Here is a 17,702-nt window from a genome sequence, read left to right as displayed (position 1 = left end):
CGGGCCGCATAAGTTAACCGTGATCGGCGTGCGCATTGACCGAAGGCGCGAACCGCCGCACCATGCATTCTCCTGATTTGAGGCCCTTGCCGTGACCGGACTGACCCATCGCCAAGCCGAAATCCTCAACATCGCGCGGGCCTCGGGCCGCGTCATGGTCGAGGAGCTCGCGCGCCGCTTCGAAGTCTCGGCGCAGACCATCCGCAAGGATCTCAACGACCTCTGCGAGCGGAGATCGCTGACGCGCATCCATGGCGGCGCCATCATCGCTTCCGGCGTCGAAAACCTCGCTTATGAGGCAAGGCGCTTCGTCGCTGCCGACGAAAAGAAAGCGATCGGAGCCGCGGCCGCCTCGCTGATCCCGAACGGGTGCTCGCTCTTCATCAATATCGGCACCACGACGGAGGAGGTTGCGAGCGCGCTGACCTCGCATGAGGACCTCCTCGTCATCACCAACAATCTCAACGTCGCGATGCTGCTCTACCGTCATCCCCGCATCGAGGTGGTGGTCGCCGGCGGCACGGTCCGGCGTGCCGACGGCGCCGTGGTCGGCTCCACCGCGACGCAGCTGATCGGCCAGTTCAAGGTCGACTACGCCATCATCGGCGCGTCAGCGATCGACGAGGAGGGCGCGCTGCTGGACTTCGACTATCGCGAGGTGCAGGTGGCGCAGGCCATCATCGCCAATGCCCGCAGCGTGATGCTGGTTGCCGATTCCACAAAGCTCCGCCGCAGCGCGCCGGTGCGCATCGCCCACATGACCCAGATCCAGACCTTCGTCACCGACCAGGAGCTTCCCGAGCGCCTCGCCACCATCTGCCATAGCAAGGGCATCGAGGTGATGGCGGCGATGCCCAAGGGCGCGGACATCGACGATGTGCCGGCCGATGGCCAGGAAGCGGCACCGGAAGCCGCGCCGGTGGTGCGGCTTCGCTGAGGCTTATGTACTGCTCCACGGATTGAGCAGTGGCACGCCCGTAGGTTCAAAATCCCCCACATTGCGCGTAACGACGGTCAGGCCGTGGACAAGCGCGGTGGCTGCAATAAGGGCGTCGCGTTCGGCCCGCGGATTGGGAACGTGCAGTTGGGCACAACGCTGCGCCACGGCCGTATCGATAGCCAGGATCCGCCCTTCGAAGCGGGCCAGAATGTGATCGTTGATCCAGGCGCGCAGGACAGCACCTTGCACCGCGTCTTTGCGCTCGATCAGGCGCGCGCCAAGTTCAATTTCGAGAATCGAGATGGCGGACATGAAGAAATTCGCCGCGGGCGCTGTATTGGCCCAAGCAAGCACGTTGCGATCAGCCTTATCCGGCCGCCTCAGTTCGGAAATGACGTTGGTGTCCAGCAGAAACATCAGTCGAGATCGGCTGGCCTGGAGATTCCGCCGCTGATGCGAGGCGGATCGAAATCGAAGTCCGCGTTCGCCTGTGCCAAAGCTTCGGCAAGGCTCATGTGCCCACCGCTCAGGCGCAGATAATCTTCGATGCTCAGCAGGACATGGGCTGGACGGCCGCGGTCGGTGATGAAGACGGGCCCCTTTGATGCTGCTTTCTTGGCGCCGCTCGTATCCTGATTGAACTCTCGGCTGGTCAGGGTGGTGACCATCGTTCGCGCCTCCTCGCCTGCGATGAGGTAAATTATATGTAGGCATGTTGCTACATTCAAGTTTTCGATCAGCTGAAGCGGTGCGGTGCGCCCCCTGTGCCGATCAGTCGAGCCGTCCGCCTCAAAACTTGTCCGTTCTCTTGCTGATTTCTCCGCCGTATTGGCGCTGAAAAAGTTTTGCTTTCATTTCTTTCCTCCTCTCTTTCGTCTTGCTTTCGTTTTTCGGTGTGATCTAATCAAAAAACGAAAGTAGCCGCTCGACGGAACGAGCGGTCGCCGGGGGATGCGTCTGTTGGAGCGTATTTTCGACCTCGCCATCATTGGAGGCGGTGTTAATGGCTGCGGCATCGCGCGCGACGCGGTGGGTCGTGGCAACACGGTTTTCCTGTGTGAAATGAACGATTTGGCGAGCGGGACTTCGTCCTGGTCGACCAAGCTGGTGCATGGCGGCCTGCGTTATCTCGAATATTACGAGTTTCGCCTCGTTCGCGAGGCGCTGATCGAGCGCGAGATCCTCTGGGGCATCGGGCCCCACATCATCCGTCCGCTGCGTTTCGTTTTGCCCCATCACGCCGGCCTGCGCCCTGCCTGGCTGCTGCGGCTCGGCCTCTTCCTTTATGATCACATCGGCGGCCGTCATCTGTTGCCGGCGACCCGCTCGGTCGATCTGCGGCGTGACGAGGTCGGCAAGCCGCTGATCCCGAATCGCTACAGTCGCGCCTTTGAATATTCCGACTGTTTCGTCGATGACGCCCGCCTCGTCGTGCTCAATGCACGCGATGCCGCCGACAAGGGTGCCGAGATCCGCACCCGCACCCGCGCAACGGATATCAAGCAGTCCGACGGCCTCTGGACCGTGAGCATGGTCAACACGCTGACCGGTGAGCGCTCGCAGGTCCAGGCAAAGGCTCTGGTCAACGCCGGCGGCCCCTGGGTCGAGGACGTGCTCGGCCGCGGGGCTGGCGTCAACGCGAAAGCCAAGGTGCGCCTGGTGCAGGGCTCGCACATCGTGGTCAGGAAGCTCTACGACCACGACCGCGCCTACATGTTCCAGAATGCCGACGGTCGCATCATCTTCGTGATCCCGTACCAGGACGATTTCACGCTGATCGGCACCACGGATCGCGATTATGACGGCGATCCCGCCAAGGTGAAGGCGACGGCGGAGGAGATCCAGTATCTCTGCACCGCTGCGAGCGAATATCTGGCGAAGCCCGTGACCCCGGACGACGTGGTCTGGACCTATTCCGGCGTGCGACCGCTCTATGACGACGGCGCCAGCGAAGCCAAGGCCGCGACGCGGGACTATGTGTTCGAGCTCGACACGCCCGGCGGCGTGCCGCTGCTGTCGATCTATGGCGGCAAGATCACCACCTATCGCCGCCTCGCCGAGGAGGCGCTGGAGCGGCTCGCGCCCTATCTTCGCAGCGCAAAAGCGCGGGAGGGGTGGACCGGCAAATGGCCGCTGCCCGGCGGCGACATGAATGTGTCCGACATCGACGGCCTGATCGCCGAGCTGCAGCGCGGTTATCCCTTCCTCAGCCACGAGCACGCCAGGCGGCTCGCGCGCGCCTATGGCACCAAGGCCATCAAGCTGCTTGGCGACGCCAAATCATCGGCCGATCTCGGCCAGAGCTTTGGCGCGACGCTGACCGAGCGCGAGGTCCGCTACCTCATGGCCAACGAATGGGCCGTGACCGCCGAGGACGTCGTCTGGCGCCGTTCCAAGCTCGGCCTGCGACTATCTGCCGATGAGATTGCTGCGCTTGACGACTGGATCAGGACCCACGCCGTGCCGCAAAGTCCTCTGCTGGAAGCGGGAGGACGCTCATGACCGTGACGCTCGATCACGTGACCCGAACCGTCGAGGGGGTCCAGCATATCCGCGACGTCTCGCTGACGCTCGAGAGCGGCACGCTGAACGTGCTGCTCGGGCCGACGCTGTCGGGCAAGACCTCGATCATGCGGCTGCTCGCCGGCCTCGACAAGCCCACCTCGGGCAAGGTGCTGGTCAACGGCAAGGACGTTACCGGCGCCGACGTGCGCCAGCGTTCGGTCGCGATGGTCTATCAGCAGTTCATCAACTACCCCTCGCTCACGGTCTACGAGAACATCGCCTCGCCCCTGCGCGTGCAGGGCAAGGCGCGCGACGAGATCGAGACGCGGGTGGCGGAGGCCGCAAAACTGCTGCGGCTCGAGCCCTTCCTGAAGCGTACGCCGCTCCAGCTCTCCGGCGGCCAGCAGCAGCGCACCGCGATCGCGCGCGCGCTGGTCAAGGGCGCCGATCTCGTGCTGCTCGACGAGCCGCTCGCCAACCTCGATTACAAGCTCCGCGAGGAGCTGCGCGCCGAGCTGCCGCGCATCTTCGAGGCCTCGGGCGCGATCTTCGTCTATGCCACCACCGAGCCGACCGAGGCGTTGCTGCTCGGCGGCAACACGGTGTGCATGTGGGAAGGCCAGGCGCTCCAGATCGGCGAGACCGCCAATGTCTACCGCCGGCCGCAGACGCTGCGCGTCGCCCAGGTTTTTTCCGATCCGCCACTTAACCTCGTCGGCATCGAGAAGAAGAACGGGCAGGTCGCTTATGCGGGCGGCACCGCCTCGCCGGCCTCAGGGCTCTATTCGTCGCTGGCCGACGGCGCCTATCGCGTCGGTTTTCGCGCGCATCAGCTCGCGCTCGCCAATGGCGAGGCTGATCGCCATGCCTTCCATGCCACTGTCACGGTGACCGAGATCACCGGTTCGGAGAGTTTCGTGCATCTCACCCGCGAAGGATCGAACTGGGTGGCGGTGCTGCACGGCGTGCACGAGTTCGAGCCCGGCCAGACGCTCGACGCCGTGCTCGATCCCAACGACGTTTTTGTCTTTGATGCTGCCGACCGGCTGGTCGCAGCACCTGGATCGTAGGAGGGAGATGCGCCATGGCCCGCATTGATCTCGTCGATCTCGCCCATTCCTACGGCGGCAACGATGCGCCGCAGGACAGTTTTGCGCTGAAGCCGGTGACCATGACCTGGCGGCAGGGCGGCGCATATGCGCTGCTTGGTCCGTCCGGTTGCGGCAAGACCACGCTGCTCAACGTCATCTCCGGCATCATCACGCCGTCGCGGGGCCAAATCCTGTTCGACGGCAAGGACATCACACCTCTGTCAACCCAGAAGCGCAATATCGCGCAGGTGTTCCAGTTTCCGGTGATCTACGACACCATGACAGTCGGACAGAATTTGGCGTTTCCGCTGAAGAACCGCGGCGTGCCGAAGGCCGAAATCGACAAGCGCGTCGCCGAGATCGGCCGTCTGCTCGATCTCGAACCCTATCTGAACCGCAAGGCGACGCGGCTCACTGCCGACGCCAAGCAGAAGATCTCGCTCGGCCGTGGCCTCGTCCGTTCCGACGTCGCCGCCGTGCTGTTCGACGAGCCGCTGACGGTGATCGATCCCGAGCTGAAATGGCAGCTCCGCTCCAAGCTGAAGGCGTTGCATCGCGAGCTCGACCTCACGATGATCTACGTGACACACGACCAGACCGAGGCGCTGACCTTCGCCGACACCGTCGTCGTCATGCATGACGGCCGCGTGGTGCAGAGCGGTACACCTGCTGAGCTGTTCGACAAGCCGGCGCATACCTTCGTCGGCTATTTCATCGGCTCGCCCGGCATGAACATCCTGTCGGCCGAGGTGAGGGGGCGCGAGGCGCGCATTGACGGTCACGTCATCGCGCTGAACCGTGCTTACGACAATCTGCCTGTCGGCGCGAAGATCGAGATCGGCGTCCGTCCCGAATTCGTGGAGGTCGTGGCCCCCGCGCCCGGCCTGCTCACCGCGAAGATCGAGCGCCTCGACGACCTCGGCCGCATCCGTTTTGCGCGCGCCCGCTTCGGCGATGCCAAGCTCGCGGCGCGCGCGCCCGCGGGATTCACCAGCTCGGATGGCATGGCCGGACTGAAATTCGATCCGTCCCACGTCCACGTCTATGCCGACAGCCTTCTGGTGGAGGGGGCCGCCTGATGGACAAGACCGTCAACCAAAAAGCCTGGTTCCTGGTGCTGCCGGTGTTCCTGGTCGTCGCCTTCTCGGCGGTGCTGCCGCTGATGACGGTGGTGAACTATTCGATGCAGGACACCTTCGGCAACAACCAGTTCTTCTGGAACGGCGTCGGCTGGTTCAAGGAATTGCTCGATCCTTCGACCGATCTCGGGGGCCGCTTCCTCGCTTCCCTCGGACGCAACCTGTTCTTCTCGCTGGTGATCCTCGCGATCGAGGTGCCGCTCGGCATCGTCGTCGCGTTGTCGATGCCGCGCGAGGGCTGGACGGTGGCGGCCTGCCTCGTGATCCTCGCATTGCCGCTGCTGATTCCGTGGAACGTGGTCGGCACGATCTGGCAGATCTTCGGGCGTCCCGACATCGGGCTGCTCGGCTACGTCCTCAACGCCGCGGGCATCGACTACAATTACGTCTCCAACGACATCGACGCCTGGGTCACCGTCATCGTGATGGACGTCTGGCACTGGACCAGCCTCGTCGCGCTGCTCTGCTATGCCGGCCTGAAATCGATTCCCGAAGCCTATTACCAGGCCGCCCAGATCGACGGTGCCTCGCGCTGGGCCGTGTTCAAGGCGATCCAGCTGCCGAAGATGAATCGCGTCTTGCTGATCGCGGTGCTGCTGCGCTTCATGGACAGTTTCATGATCTACACCGAGCCGTTCGTCGTCACCGGCGGCGGGCCCGGCAACTCCACGACCTTCGTGTCGATCGAGCTCGTCAAGATCGCGCTCGGCCAGTTCGACCTCGGCAAGGCCGCGGCGCTGTCGCTGGTCTACAATCTGATCATCCTGATCGTCTGCTGGATCTTCTACACCGTCATGACCAATGCCGGCGCCGAACGGAAGGTTCAGGCGGAAAGTGAGCCGGCGGCGGAGCCGAAGCCTGCGGCCGCGCTCAAGCCCGTGCCCGCGCTCAAGCCAAAGGAAGGAGTGGCCTGATGCATTCGATTCCCGGCCGCCGCCTCATCATGGGGCTGTTCCTGATCTTCCTGCTGCTGCCGATCTACTGGCTCGTCAACATGAGCTTCAAGACCAACAGCGAGATCGTCTCGACGATGACGCTGTGGCCGCATACCCCGACGCTGCAGCACTACAAGCGCATCTTCACCGACGAGAGCTGGTATTCCGGCTACATCAACTCGCTGGAATATGTCGTTCTCAACACCATCATCTCGATCTCGGTGGCGCTGCCCGCGGCCTACGCCTTCTCGCGCTACCGCTTCCTCGGCGACAAGCATCTGTTCTTCTGGCTGCTGTCGAACCGCATGGCGCCGGCCGCGGTCTACGCGCTGCCGTTCTTCAATCTCTATTCGGCGATCGGCCTGTTCGATACGCCCTGGGCCGTCGCGCTCGCGCACTGCATCTTCAACGTGCCGCTGGCGGTGTGGATCCTCGAAGGTTTCGTTTCCGGCGTGCCGCGCGAGATTGATGAGACTGCCTTCCTCGACGGCTATTCCTTCCCGCGCTTCTTCATCAAGATCCTGGTGCCGTTGATCGCGAGCGGCATCGGCGTCGCCGCCTTCTTCTGCTTCATGTTCTCCTGGGTCGAGCTTTTGCTTGCGCGCACGCTGACCTCAGTGTCGGCCAAGCCGATCGCTGCGATCATGACGCGCACGGTGTCGGCATCGGGCATGGACTGGGGCCTCTTGGCAGCCGCCGGCGTGCTCACCATCATCCCGGGCGCGCTCGTGATCTGGTTCGTCCGCAATTACATCGCGAGCGGTTTTGCGCTCGGTCGCGTCTAAGGAGGCATCAATGGAATCGATCGCATGGATGGCCTGGACGCTGCCGACGGCGATCTTCTTCGCCGCGCTGGCCTGCACGCTCGCCGTGATGACGTGGCTTGCGGCGGTCTATCCCGAAGCCGAGCGCGTCGGCGTGCTCCGAATTCCGACCACGCGCGGCGACCGCCTGTTCATCTCGCTGATATCGGCGGCGGTCATCCACCTTCTCTGGATCGGCTTCTTCGGCACCGATGCGATCGCAACACTGCCGATCGGCGAGGAGGGCGTTGAAATCTCGCGCCTGTGGCTCGCAAGTGGAATTTCGCTGGTCACGGCCGTGCTCATTTTTTGCACGGTCTGAAGCTCGCGAAGGGACGGCCAGATCCGGGGGCAATCCGGGTCTGTATAAAAGTTTGTCGCTGCAACGGAGGAACAACATGCGACAGTTTAGGAGAAGGAAAGGCCCATTGACCAAGAATAGCTTTCTGACCATGTCCAGCGCCGCCGCCATCATTGCGGTGTCGTTCGCCGTCTCGGCGCCGGTCCGCGCCGCCGACGACGCCGTGATCCAGAAGTGGATCGCGGAATTCACGCCCTCGACGCTGTCGAAGGAAGACCAGAAGAAAGAGCTGGAGTGGTTCGCCAAGGCCGCCGAGCCCTTCAAGGGCATGGAGATCAACGTCGTCTCCGAGACCATCACGACTCACGAATATGAGTCGCAGACGCTGGCCAAGGCGTTCTCCGAGCTCACCGGCATCAAGCTCAAGCACGACCTCATCCAGGAAGGTGACGTCGTCGAGAAGCTGCAGACCCAGATGCAGTCCGGCAAGAACGTCTATGACGGCTGGATCAACGATTCCGACCTGATCGGCACGCATTTCCGCTACGGCCAGACCGTCGTGCTGTCGGACTACATGACCGGCGAGGGCAAGGACGTCACCGATCCCATGCTCGACGTCAACGACTTCATCGGCAAGTCGTTCACCACGGGGCCGGACGGCAAGCTCTATCAGCTGCCCGACCAGCAGTTCGCCAACCTCTATTGGTTCCGCTACGACTGGTTCACCAACGCCGACTACAAGGCCAAGTTCAAGGCCAAGTATGGCTACGAGCTCGGCGTGCCCGTGAACTGGTCCGCCTATGAGGACATCGCCGAGTTCTTCACCAACGACATCAAGGAGATCAACGGCGTCAAGGTCTACGGCCATATGGACTATGGCAAGAAGGACCCCTCGCTCGGATGGCGTTTCACCGACGCCTGGCTGTCGATGGCCGGCAACGGTGACAAGGGCATTCCGAACGGCCTGCCGGTCGACGAATGGGGCATCCGCATGGAAGGCTGCCGTCCCGTCGGCTCCTCGGTGGAGCGTGGTGGCGACACCAACGGTCCGGCCGCGGTCTACTCGATCACCAAGTACCTCGAGTGGCTGAAGAAGTACGCGCCGCCGCAGGCGCAGGGCATGACGTTCTCCGAAGCAGGCCCGGTGCCGGCGCAGGGTAACATCGCCCAGCAGATGTTCTGGTATACCGCTTTCACCGCCGACATGGTGAAGCCGGGCATCGCCGTGATGAACGCGGACGGTACGCCGAAATGGCGTATGGCTCCCTCGCCGCACGGTTCGTACTGGAAGGAAGGCATGAAGCTCGGCTACCAGGACGCCGGCTCCGTGACGCTGCTGAAGTCGACCCCGGCGGATCGCCGCAAGGCGGCCTGGCTCTATCTCCAGTTCATCATCTCGAAGTCGGTGAGCTTGAAGAAGAGCCATGTCGGTCTCACCTTCATCCGTGAATCCGACATCTGGGACAAGTCGTTCACCGAGCGTGCGCCGAAGCTCGGCGGCTTGATCGAGTTCTACCGCTCGCCCGCGCGCGTGCAGTGGACCCCGACCGGCAACAACGTGCCCGACTACCCGAAGCTCGCGCAGCTGTGGTGGCAGAACATCGGCGATGCGTCGTCCGGTGCGAAGACCCCGCAGCAGGCGATGGACGCGCTGGCCGCCGCTCAGGACTCCGTCATGGAGCGCCTGGAGAAGTCCGGCGTGCAGGGCGCCTGCGGTCCGAAGCTGCACAAGAAGGAGACGGCCGAATACTGGTTCGCCAAGGCCCAGAAGGACGGCACCATTGCTCCGCAGCGCAAGCTCGCCAACGAGAAGCCGAAGGGCGAGACCGTCGACTACGACACCCTGATCAAGTCGTGGCCGGCCACCCCGCCCAAGCGCGCGGAAGCGAAGTAAGCGGCGCGTAGCGTCACCAAATCGAAAGGCCGGGAGCGATCCCGGCCTTTTTCTTTGCGCTTCTGGCACAAGCGCGTCCACACATTCGATGTCATTGCCCGCGAAGGCGGGCAATCCAGTATTCCAGAGACGGTTGTGATCGAACCGAGAGGTCACGGCGTACTGGATGCCCCGCCCCCGTGCGCAATTGCGCACTAGGCGGGGCATAACAGCGGCTTGTGTGGATGGATGCTCCCTTACTCCGCCGGCTCGGCCGCCAGCGTCGGGTAATCCGTGTAACCCTTCGCACTGCCGCCGTAGAACGTGTTCTTGTCCCAGTCGTTCAGCGCTGCGCCCTGCTTCAGCCGCTCGACAAGGTCGGGGTTGGAGATGAAGGGTTTGCCGAAGGCGATGAGGTCGGCCGCATTGGTGTCCAGCACCTTGGTGGCGAGATCGAAATCGTAGCCGTTATTGGCGACATAGGCGCCGGCAAAGCGCTTGCGCAAGGATGCATAATCGAACGGCGCGATGTCGCGCGGGCCGCCGGTGGCGCCCTCGACGACATGGAGATAGACCAGCTTCAGCGCGCTGAGGCCGTCGACGATATGGTCGTACAGGGCTTGCGGGTTGGAATCCGAGATATCGTTGGCCGGCGTCACTGGCGAGATGCGGATGCCGGTACGGTCGGCACCGGCCTCGGCCACAACGGCCTTGGACACCTCCAGCATCAGCCGCGCGCGGTTCTCGATCGAGCCACCATAGGCATCGGTGCGCTTGTTGGCGCCGTCCTTGGCGAACTGCTCAAGCAAATAACCGTTGGCGCCGTGAATCTCGACGCCGTCGAAGCCGGCCTCCAGCGCGTTCTTCGTGGCGCGCTTGAAATCGTCGATAATCCCGGGGATTTCGGAGAACTCGAGCGCGCGCGGCTCGGAGACGTCGGCGAAGCCGCCGTTCACGAAGGTCTTGCCCTTGGCGCGGATCGCGCTCGGTGCCACCGGGGCTGCGCCACCCGCCTGCAGGTCGACATGCGAGATGCGGCCGACATGCCAGAGCTGGATGAAAATCTTGCCGCCGCGCGCATGGACCTTGTCGGTGACCTTGCGCCAGCCGGCCACCTGCTCCTTCGAATAGATGCCGGGAGTGTCCTGGTAGCCTTGACCCTGCTGCGAGACCTGGCTTGCTTCGGTGATCAGGAGGCCGGCCGAGGCGCGCTGGCCGTAATAGTCGGCGGCGAGTACGCCGGGCACGAAAGTACCGGGCACCGCGCGGTTGCGCGTCAGCGGGGCCATGACGAGACGATTGGCCAGCGTGATCGGGCCGAGCTTGTAGGTCTCAAACAATTTGGTCGAACGGCTCATGGGGAATGCTTCCAGGGGTGTGAGGTCCCGAACACTTGTGCATCGCGACATCAGGCGCAAGGGAGAAGCCATACGGAAAGTGCAGGCGAGCTACGCGACGGGGCCCGCGTAGCATAATTCATGTGCGATTTTGGCCGTGACAGTGGATTACGACTGCCACGGCCGTGCAATTTCGCAAATCAGTTCGCGCCCATAAAATCCCGCTTGCCGATCTCGACGCCGTTGTGGCGCAAAATGCCGTGGGCGGTCGTGGCGTGGAAATAGAAGTTCGGCAGCGAGAACGCGCTCAGGAATTGCTGGCCCTTCATGGTGATGGATTTGTCGGGGCCGGCGGGGAAGGTGACGTCCTTGGTCTCGGCACCTTCGAATTGCTCGGGCTTGAACGACTTCACATAGTCGATGGTCTTGGCCAGCCGCTGCTTCAATTCCGTAAAGCTGGTTTCGGTGTCGGGCGTCGAGGGCACCTCGCTATGGGTCAGCCGGGCGCAGCCCTTGGCGGCGAAATCGCTGACGAGCTGGACCTGCTTCGACAGCGGCAGCATGTCCGGGAAGAGGCGCGAGCCGAGCAGGACACTGGGGTCGATCTTCCTTGGCCGCGCAATGCGCCTCGGCTTTGGTGAGCAGGCCGGTGAGGCTGTTCAGCATTTGCAAATAGGCGGGGACGGCCGCGTCGTAGAGGGACATGTGATGCTCGCTTGTGAATGGGAAATCTCAGGAGAAAACCTGAGCTACTCACATGGGAGGCTCACGGAAAAATACAATCGCGGAAGCGGCTTGTGCAGTGCGAAAATTCTACCTCACCATCCCCGCCGGCTGCGCCTGCGCCGTGGCGCCGCGCATGCGCGCCAGCAGGTCGGCGGTCGGCCAGGAATCGGCCGGGAGGCCGTGCTTGATCTGCATCGCCTTGACGGCCGCGCGGCTCTGCTGGCCCAGCACGCCGTCGACCTTGCCGACATTGAAGCCTGCACGCACCAGCAGTTGCTGCAATTCCTTGAGCTCGTTGAACGGCAGCTGCGCCACCGGCGCCGTCGGCTTGCGCATCGGCGCGGCACCTGCAATGCGCGAGGCGAGATAGCCTGCGGTGGTCGAATAGATCAGCGAGTTATTCCACTCGGTGTAGGCCGCGAAATTCGGGTACGCCATGAAGGCCGGACCATTGCGTCCCATCGGCAGCAGCACGGAGGCTGCGAGATTATCATTCGGCAGCGGCCGGCCATCGGGATAGGTGACGCCAAGCTGCGCCCATGTCGAGCGCGGCTCTCGTACCGTGAGATCGGTCTTATCCCACGGCAGGTTTTGCGGCACCTTGATCTCTTCCAGCCACGGCTCGCCGCGCCGCCACTTCAGGCCGTTGGCGATGTAGTTCGCGGTCGAGCCGATCACGTCGGCTGGCGACCGCAACAGGTCGCGCCGTCCGTCGCCGTCATAGTCGACAGCGTAGCTGCCGTAATGCACGGGCAGGAACTGGGTCTGCCCGAGCTCGCCGGCCCAGGAGCCGATCATCTCGTCGGGATGCAGATCGCCGCGGTCGATGATCTTCAACGCGGCGATGGTCTCGCCCACGAACATCTCCGAGCGCCGGCAGTCATAGGCGAGCGACACCAGCGATTTCAGCGTCGGCAGATTTCCCATGTTGGCGCCGAAGTCGCTCTCCAGCCCCCAGAACGCGGCGATCACCGCCGGCGGCACGCCATATTCCTTTTCGGCTCGTGCAAACGCGGCAGCGTATTGCTTGATGTGCTGCTGCCCGTTCTGCATGCGATAGGGCGCCGCCATGCGTCCGGCGAATTCGGTGAAGAGCTGGCCGAACACGCGCTGACCGCGGTCGCGGTTGACGATGCCCTGGTCGTAGACGAGGTAGGGCGAGGCCTCCGCGATCGTCCGCTGCGATACGCCGCCGGCCACAGCCTGTTGCTTCACGTCGGCGAGAAAGCGATCGAAGCTCGCACCGTTGTGGCACGACGCCGCACGCGGCGAGGCTGCGGTGGTCCTGGGCGCCACGGGTTTGGCGGGCGGCGGTACGAACTGGGCGGAGGCGGTGGCGGAGCATGCGAGGAGCGCGACGGCCGCGATCAGAAATCGGGTCTGGACCATAGGGGTTCCGGTGGGGAAGGGGCAGGCGTGGATTCGCCCGAAGTTTAGGTGAACTGATGGCCTCAGGCCATCCTTTCCGTGCCATGCCAGCATATGGAATGCGAGTGGATGCCGGCCTAGCCGAACAGCCGCATCAGCAGCGCTTTCCCGACCGGGAGCGCCCTGACGCCCTGATAGGCGCGAACATACTCGCCGGCATAGAACGCCCTGATCGCATGCACGCGTGTATCCATGCCTTCCTCGAAACGCACCGCGAATCCATCCGCGGTCCGCCGCACCACGACCGCGGCGATCGGGCGGCCATAGATCCGGCATTCGATCGCGCTGCCGGGGTGCGGCGGATCGGGATCGATCAGGCGGGCGCCGGTGATCGAGATGTCGGCGAGCCGCGCGAGATGCGACTTGCCGTGCTGGCGCAGCAGCACCGTCTCATTGCGATCAAAACGCTCCGCCTTGCGCTTGCGCGGTTGCTCGATGCAGACGAAGCAGACCACGGTGAGGATGAACGCGTTGTAGAGGCTCCAGGTCAGGGCCAGCCCGCCGTAGGCGATGTTCTCGCCGCGCAGGTGCAGGATGAAGGCGTAGGCGATGGCGGCGAGCGTGATGAGAAGCGCGCAGCCATAGAGCCGCAGCAGCGGCCATTCGACAAATCTCCTGTCCCGGTTCCCGCCTTTCGCCGTGACCTTGAACTTGTGTCCTTTCGGCTTCAGCAGACCGGTTGCCACCGCCTTCAGCACTGCGGGCGCGGCGATGAGTTGCGACACGTCCGTCATCATGGCCAGCGAGCGGCCGTGCGACAGCCAGGCCATGCTCAGGCTGTGCCAGACATAGAACGGCAGAAAGAACTGGAGCAGCTCGTTCAGGTCGGCCCGGACCGCCTTGATGCCGAAGAGCAGGAACAGCCAGGGCACCACGAGGCCCGCCACCTTCGACGTGTAGACCGCGGACCAGCTCATGAAAGCATCGACCAGCGAGAGTCGGTCGATGAAGGAGAGCTTCGACTCCCTCGACAGCGGTCCGCTGCGGCCGCGCACGATTTGCATCAAGCCGAGGCACCAGCGGGCGCGCTGGGTGATGTATTCCTTCAACCCTTCCGGCGCGAGCCCGATCGTCAGCCGCTCGTTGAGATAGATCGTGTTGAGGCCGCGTTCCTTCAGGCGAAGGGTGACGAGATAGTCTTCAGTGACGGAATCGGTCGGAAATCCGCCGATCAGCATCAGTCCGTCGTAGCGAATGAGCGATGAGGTGCCGCAGCAGAATGCGACGCCCCAGGCGTCCTTCGCCGGCAGCAGGATGTCGAAGAAGAAGCGTTGCTCGTCCGGCCAAACGTCGGTTGCAGCAAGGTTGCTCTGGATCGGGTCGGGATTGATGAAGTGCTGCGGCGTCTGCACCACCCCGACCGAAGCATCGTCCATGAGCGAGATGGTCCGCGCCAGGAAGTCGGGCCGCGGCACGAAGTCCGCATCGAGGATGGCCACGAATTGCGGCGGCTTCGGCATCGCACCGACATGTCGGAGCGCATGATTGATATTGCCGGCCTTGGCGTGATGGTTGTCGGGCCGCGTGAGATAATGGCAGCCGAGTTCACCCGTGAGTCGCCGCAGCCAGGGCCGTCGGCCGTCGTCGAGCACCCAGACGCGGTAGTTGCCGTACGTCATGCCGGTCGCGCCGATGATCGTGCGCTCGAGGATCGATCGTTCCTCGTTGTAGGTGCAGATGAACACGTCGATCAGCGGCGCGCCCGGATCGAAGGCGCGGCTATCGATCCTGGCTGATCTGGAACGATCGATTGTTCGGCTCAGGAACAGCAGAGACAAACTGACCGCGACGAGCGAGGCCGCTTCCAGCAGCATGAAGGGATAGCCGATCACGGCATCCGCGGTCAGATGAGGCGGCGGGAGAGTCGCTGTGACGCGCCAATGGAGATAGCGGAGCAGGAAAACGAGTGACACGATGGCCAGGAACGAGCGTGCCATCGTGCTGTCGCGCCTGAGCAGCGGCACGATCGCCATGAAGGCGCCGAGCGCAATCAGGCCGGGCGTCAGCGCCGTCGTCACGGCGCGGTCTCTTGCCTTGCAAACACCACGCGGCCGGTGCGTCCCACCGTGCAGGCGTGGGCAGCGCCATCACCGAGCGCAACCGTCACGCGATAGGGCTCCTTGCTCAGCGCGTCGGGATTGATGGCGAGATTGGCGGGCGCGCCGGCGGCGCCGGTCAGGTTGACCACGGTGCCGGAAATCGCTGCGCCGCCGTCGTTCGGCTCGAAGGTCGCGTGGTCGCCGAGCTGCAAACGGTTGTAGACGTTCTCGGTGACGTTCGCGGTGATGACGGCGCCGCTGCAATCGAGCACCTTGAGCAGCGGTTGGCCGGCTTGCACGTCCTCGCCCGGCGAGGTCATCATCTCCCAGACGCGCCCTGTGACGGGTGTCGTGATGTTGGCTTCGGACAGATCGGCGAAGCGAACCTCTTCGGTGATGATCTCGCTGGCGAGCCAGGCGATCTCGGTGTCGGTGCGTGCGAGGTCGGCCTCGAGGTCGCCGGCACGCTGGCGCATCTCTTCCTCGCGCTGCACCGAGCTCGGCCGGTCGTTGTAGCTGTCGCCGAGGAAGGAGCCGTTCCGTGCCGCGGTAAGCTCGACCTTGGCCGCGTCCAGCCGCTTGCGCGCACCGAGCTCGATCTGCTGCGACACGGAGAGCTCGCGCGTCAGCCGTGCCAGCTCGACGGTCGAGACATTGCCGGATTTTGCCAGCGAGGATGCGCGGTCGACCGCGGCACTGGCTTCCTCCCGCCGCGCTGCGGCGGCCTCGATCGAGGTCTGGATCTCGGCGATCCGGGCCTCGAGCTGGAGCACGCGCCCGTCGCGGAATTGCGTCGCCTGCCGCGCCAGGTCCTTTTGCGCTACCTGGGCCGAGGCAAGCTTGGCGGCAAGGCTCGGCCGCTCGTTCTCCAGGCGCGATTTCTGCCGCCGGAGATCGTCGAGCCGGGTGCGATCGCCGCGCGGGTTGACCACGCGCAGGACCACGGTCCCGGCGTCGAGCCTGGCCTGATCGGTCAAGCGCTGCGCGGCTGCCACACGGCCGCCGATCGGCGTGCGCAGGGTGACGAGGCGGGAATTCAACACGGCCTCGACGCTCGAATACTCCCAGACCGCGCGCAGCGGCAGCCAGCCGAAAATGGCGATGAGGGCAAGTCCGATCGCGATCTTCGCGCCGCGCCTCAGATGTGGCCAGCGCCGCTGCGATTCCGGCTGTGTCTGCGCATCGGGTGCGGGGCCGGGCTCGTCATTGGCGAACATCTGCTCGTACAGCGCCTCCTGCAAACCCTTCGCGTCAGTCCTCGCGTCGATCTTGGCGTCAATCTTGGCGTCGTGAGGGGAGGGAGCAGATGCGGGATCGACGGAAGCGGCGCTCGAGCGGTCCATCATGACGGTCACCTTGCTGACGGGGTGCCAACGGAACCGGTCAATGCGCCGCGACCGTGCGGCGTGCCCGGTTACCACGAATTAAGCCGCGATTGCGCTTTCCAGGTTGCTAAACGTCTGCGGGTGTTTTTCCGCAAATCCCGCTCAAGCTTTAGCGGCGCGGGAAAGGCTGACGCCACGATGGAATGTGCGGCCGGGCGACGCACGAACCTTGCGGTAGCGGGCAGCATTCATACCTCCGGGGTGCCGGCCAGAGGTTCGCCCGCGGCCGCCTTGGGAGACGGCCATGAACTATTTTCGTACCGCAATGCTGCTCGCAGGCCTCACCGCCCTGTTCATGGGCGTCGGCTATCTGATCGGCGGCGCCTCCGGCGCCATGATCGCGCTCGTCATTGCCGCGGCAACGAATCTTTTCACCTACTGGAACTCCGACCGCATGGTGCTCTCGATGTACGGCGCCCATGAGGTCGATCGTTCGACCGCACCGGAGCTGGTCGGGCTGGTCGCGGAACTTGCGGGCCGGGCAGGCTTGCCGATGCCGCGCGTGTTCCTGATGGATGAGGCGCAGCCCAACGCGTTCGCGACCGGCCGCAATCCGCAAAACGCCGCCGTCGCCGTCACCACCGGCCTGATGCGCCAGCTCAGCCGCGAGGAGCTCGCCGGCGTGATCGCGCACGAGCTCGCCCATATCAAGAATCACGACACGCTGCTGATGACGATCACTGCGACCATCGCCGGCGCGATCTCCATGCTGGCGCAGTTCGGCATGTTCTTCGGCGGCAACCGCGAGAACAACAATGGTCTCGGCATCGTCGGCTCGATCCTGATGATGATCCTCGCCCCGCTCGGCGCCATGCTGGTGCAGATGGCGATCAGCCGCACCCGCGAATATGCCGCGGACAATCTCGGTGCGCGCATCGCGGGGCAGCCGATGTGGCTGGCTTCCGCGCTGGTGAAGATCGAGGGCGCCGCGCATCAGGTGCCGAACTATGAGGCCGAGCGAAACCCCGCGACCGCGCACATGTTCATCATCAATCCGCTGTCGGGCCATGGCGTGGACAATCTGTTCGCCACCCATCCCTCGACGCAGAACCGCATCGCGGCGCTTCAGCAGCTCGCGGCCGAGCTCGGCACGCGGCCGGCGCCGTCGGTTGGCGCCAATGAGAACTATCCGCCGCGCGGCCCATGGGGGCGCTCGTCCTCGCGTGGTCCCTGGGGCTGATATGGTACCTGCGGCAATTT

Annotated in this window: 15 protein-coding genes and 1 pseudogene; 9 read left to right on the top strand and 7 right to left on the bottom strand. The window is 64.1% G+C overall.

Annotated features, from left to right (window positions below; genetic code table 11):
• Nucleotides 1–91 precede the first annotated feature (91 nt).
• Entirely contained in the window at nt 92–937 is an 846-nt protein-coding gene (locus CV770_RS27285; protein WP_104464567.1) for a DeoR/GlpR family DNA-binding transcription regulator, read from the top strand.
• A 3-nt stretch (nt 938–940) separates the two neighbouring features.
• Here the strand turns inward: CV770_RS27285 and CV770_RS27280 are convergent, their stop codons facing one another.
• Nucleotides 941–1,357, bottom strand: coding sequence for a type II toxin-antitoxin system VapC family toxin (locus CV770_RS27280; RefSeq protein ID WP_091956118.1), 417 nt, complete (start codon nt 1,355–1,357; stop codon nt 941–943).
• Nucleotides 1,357–1,608: a type II toxin-antitoxin system Phd/YefM family antitoxin gene (locus CV770_RS27275; protein WP_104464566.1), complete on the bottom strand. Its 252-nt coding sequence runs from the start codon at nt 1,606–1,608 to the stop codon at nt 1,357–1,359. Before CV770_RS27275 ends, CV770_RS27280 begins: the two co-directional genes overlap by 1 nt.
• Before the next feature lie 283 nt (nt 1,609–1,891).
• Between CV770_RS27275 and glpD the strand changes: the two genes are divergently transcribed.
• The 7 genes from glpD to CV770_RS27240 all read left to right on the top strand — a co-directional run bounded on the left by glpD (nt 1,892) and on the right by CV770_RS27240 (nt 9,608).
• Entirely contained in the window at nt 1,892–3,442 is a 1,551-nt protein-coding gene (gene glpD, locus CV770_RS27270; RefSeq protein ID WP_028141740.1) for a glycerol-3-phosphate dehydrogenase, read from the top strand.
• Nucleotides 3,439–4,515 (top strand): ABC transporter ATP-binding protein, encoded by a 1,077-nt coding sequence (locus CV770_RS27265; RefSeq protein ID WP_091956116.1) that lies wholly within the window; start codon nt 3,439–3,441, stop codon nt 4,513–4,515. Before glpD ends, CV770_RS27265 begins: the two co-directional genes overlap by 4 nt.
• A 14-nt stretch (nt 4,516–4,529) precedes the next feature.
• A complete protein-coding gene (locus tag CV770_RS27260; protein WP_091956115.1) occupies nt 4,530–5,615 on the top strand; it encodes an ABC transporter ATP-binding protein in 1,086 nt (361 codons plus the stop codon).
• Entirely contained in the window at nt 5,615–6,589 is a 975-nt protein-coding gene (locus CV770_RS27255; RefSeq protein WP_091956114.1) for a carbohydrate ABC transporter permease, read from the top strand. The genes CV770_RS27260 and CV770_RS27255 overlap by 1 nt, the downstream gene beginning before the upstream one ends.
• Nucleotides 6,589–7,395: a carbohydrate ABC transporter permease gene (locus tag CV770_RS27250; protein WP_018323268.1), complete on the top strand. Its 807-nt coding sequence runs from the start codon at nt 6,589–6,591 to the stop codon at nt 7,393–7,395. The genes CV770_RS27255 and CV770_RS27250 overlap by 1 nt, the downstream gene beginning before the upstream one ends.
• 10 nt (nt 7,396–7,405) lie before the next feature.
• Nucleotides 7,406–7,735 carry a DUF2160 domain-containing protein gene (locus CV770_RS27245; protein ID WP_104464565.1) on the top strand — a complete coding sequence of 110 codons (330 nt, stop codon included), beginning with the start codon at nt 7,406–7,408 and terminating at the stop codon, nt 7,733–7,735.
• 130 nt (nt 7,736–7,865) lie between these two features.
• Nucleotides 7,866–9,608: an ABC transporter substrate-binding protein gene (locus CV770_RS27240; protein WP_026202903.1), complete on the top strand. Its 1,743-nt coding sequence runs from the start codon at nt 7,866–7,868 to the stop codon at nt 9,606–9,608.
• A gap of 236 nt (nt 9,609–9,844) precedes the next feature.
• Here CV770_RS27240 and CV770_RS27235 read toward each other — a convergent pair whose 3' ends face one another.
• From CV770_RS27235 to CV770_RS27215, 5 genes and pseudogenes are all read right to left on the bottom strand, one after another.
• Nucleotides 9,845–10,945, bottom strand: coding sequence for an alkene reductase (locus tag CV770_RS27235; RefSeq protein WP_091956112.1), 1,101 nt, complete (start codon nt 10,943–10,945; stop codon nt 9,845–9,847).
• A gap of 179 nt (nt 10,946–11,124) precedes the next feature.
• Nucleotides 11,125–11,629: pseudogene (locus tag CV770_RS27230) on the bottom strand (DUF1993 domain-containing protein).
• 108 nt (nt 11,630–11,737) lie between these two features.
• Complete coding sequence (locus tag CV770_RS27225; RefSeq protein WP_104464564.1) at nt 11,738–13,039, bottom strand: lytic murein transglycosylase; 1,302 nt, start codon at nt 13,037–13,039, stop codon at nt 11,738–11,740.
• A 116-nt stretch (nt 13,040–13,155) separates the two neighbouring features.
• Nucleotides 13,156–15,096 (bottom strand): glycosyltransferase, encoded by a 1,941-nt coding sequence (locus CV770_RS27220; protein ID WP_104464563.1) that lies wholly within the window; start codon nt 15,094–15,096, stop codon nt 13,156–13,158.
• Nucleotides 15,093–16,463: an HlyD family secretion protein gene (locus tag CV770_RS27215; RefSeq protein ID WP_104464579.1), complete on the bottom strand. Its 1,371-nt coding sequence runs from the start codon at nt 16,461–16,463 to the stop codon at nt 15,093–15,095. The genes CV770_RS27220 and CV770_RS27215 overlap by 4 nt, the downstream gene beginning before the upstream one ends.
• Before the next feature lie 283 nt (nt 16,464–16,746).
• Here CV770_RS27215 and htpX point away from each other — a divergent pair, with 283 nt between their 5' ends.
• Complete coding sequence (gene htpX / locus CV770_RS27210) at nt 16,747–17,682, top strand: zinc metalloprotease HtpX (RefSeq protein ID WP_091956108.1); 936 nt, start codon at nt 16,747–16,749, stop codon at nt 17,680–17,682.
• Nucleotides 17,683–17,702: the final 20 nt, after the last annotated feature.

This window comes from Bradyrhizobium sp. AC87j1 (assembly GCF_002936975.1).
In the GTDB taxonomy this organism is placed as follows: Bacteria; Pseudomonadota; Alphaproteobacteria; order Rhizobiales; family Xanthobacteraceae; genus Bradyrhizobium; species Bradyrhizobium shewense.
Note: the sequence above shows the minus strand (reverse complement) of the source record. Positions and strands in the feature narration are given on the sequence as shown.

What these genes read in the sequence shown, in the direction of transcription:
- glpD (WP_028141740.1), top strand. Translation starts at nt 1,892, where the DNA reads ATGCGTCTGTTGGAGCGTATTTTCGACCTCGCCATCATTGGAGGCGGT.
- CV770_RS27245 (WP_104464565.1), top strand. Translation starts at nt 7,406, where the DNA reads ATGGAATCGATCGCATGGATGGCCTGGACGCTGCCGACGGCGATCTTC.
- CV770_RS27235 (WP_091956112.1), bottom strand. Translation starts at nt 10,945, where the DNA reads ATGAGCCGTTCGACCAAATTGTTTGAGACCTACAAGCTCGGCCCGATC.
- CV770_RS27240 (WP_026202903.1), top strand. Translation starts at nt 7,866, where the DNA reads ATGTCCAGCGCCGCCGCCATCATTGCGGTGTCGTTCGCCGTCTCGGCG.
- CV770_RS27225 (WP_104464564.1), bottom strand. Translation starts at nt 13,039, where the DNA reads ATGGTCCAGACCCGATTTCTGATCGCGGCCGTCGCGCTCCTCGCATGC.
- htpX (WP_091956108.1), top strand. Translation starts at nt 16,747, where the DNA reads ATGAACTATTTTCGTACCGCAATGCTGCTCGCAGGCCTCACCGCCCTG.
- CV770_RS27265 (WP_091956116.1), top strand. Translation starts at nt 3,439, where the DNA reads ATGACCGTGACGCTCGATCACGTGACCCGAACCGTCGAGGGGGTCCAG.
- CV770_RS27215 (WP_104464579.1), bottom strand. Translation starts at nt 16,463, where the DNA reads ATGATGGACCGCTCGAGCGCCGCTTCCGTCGATCCCGCATCTGCTCCC.
- CV770_RS27280 (WP_091956118.1), bottom strand. Translation starts at nt 1,357, where the DNA reads ATGTTTCTGCTGGACACCAACGTCATTTCCGAACTGAGGCGGCCGGAT.
- CV770_RS27275 (WP_104464566.1), bottom strand. Translation starts at nt 1,608, where the DNA reads ATGGTCACCACCCTGACCAGCCGAGAGTTCAATCAGGATACGAGCGGC.
- CV770_RS27250 (WP_018323268.1), top strand. Translation starts at nt 6,589, where the DNA reads ATGCATTCGATTCCCGGCCGCCGCCTCATCATGGGGCTGTTCCTGATC.
- CV770_RS27255 (WP_091956114.1), top strand. Translation starts at nt 5,615, where the DNA reads ATGGACAAGACCGTCAACCAAAAAGCCTGGTTCCTGGTGCTGCCGGTG.
- CV770_RS27260 (WP_091956115.1), top strand. Translation starts at nt 4,530, where the DNA reads ATGGCCCGCATTGATCTCGTCGATCTCGCCCATTCCTACGGCGGCAAC.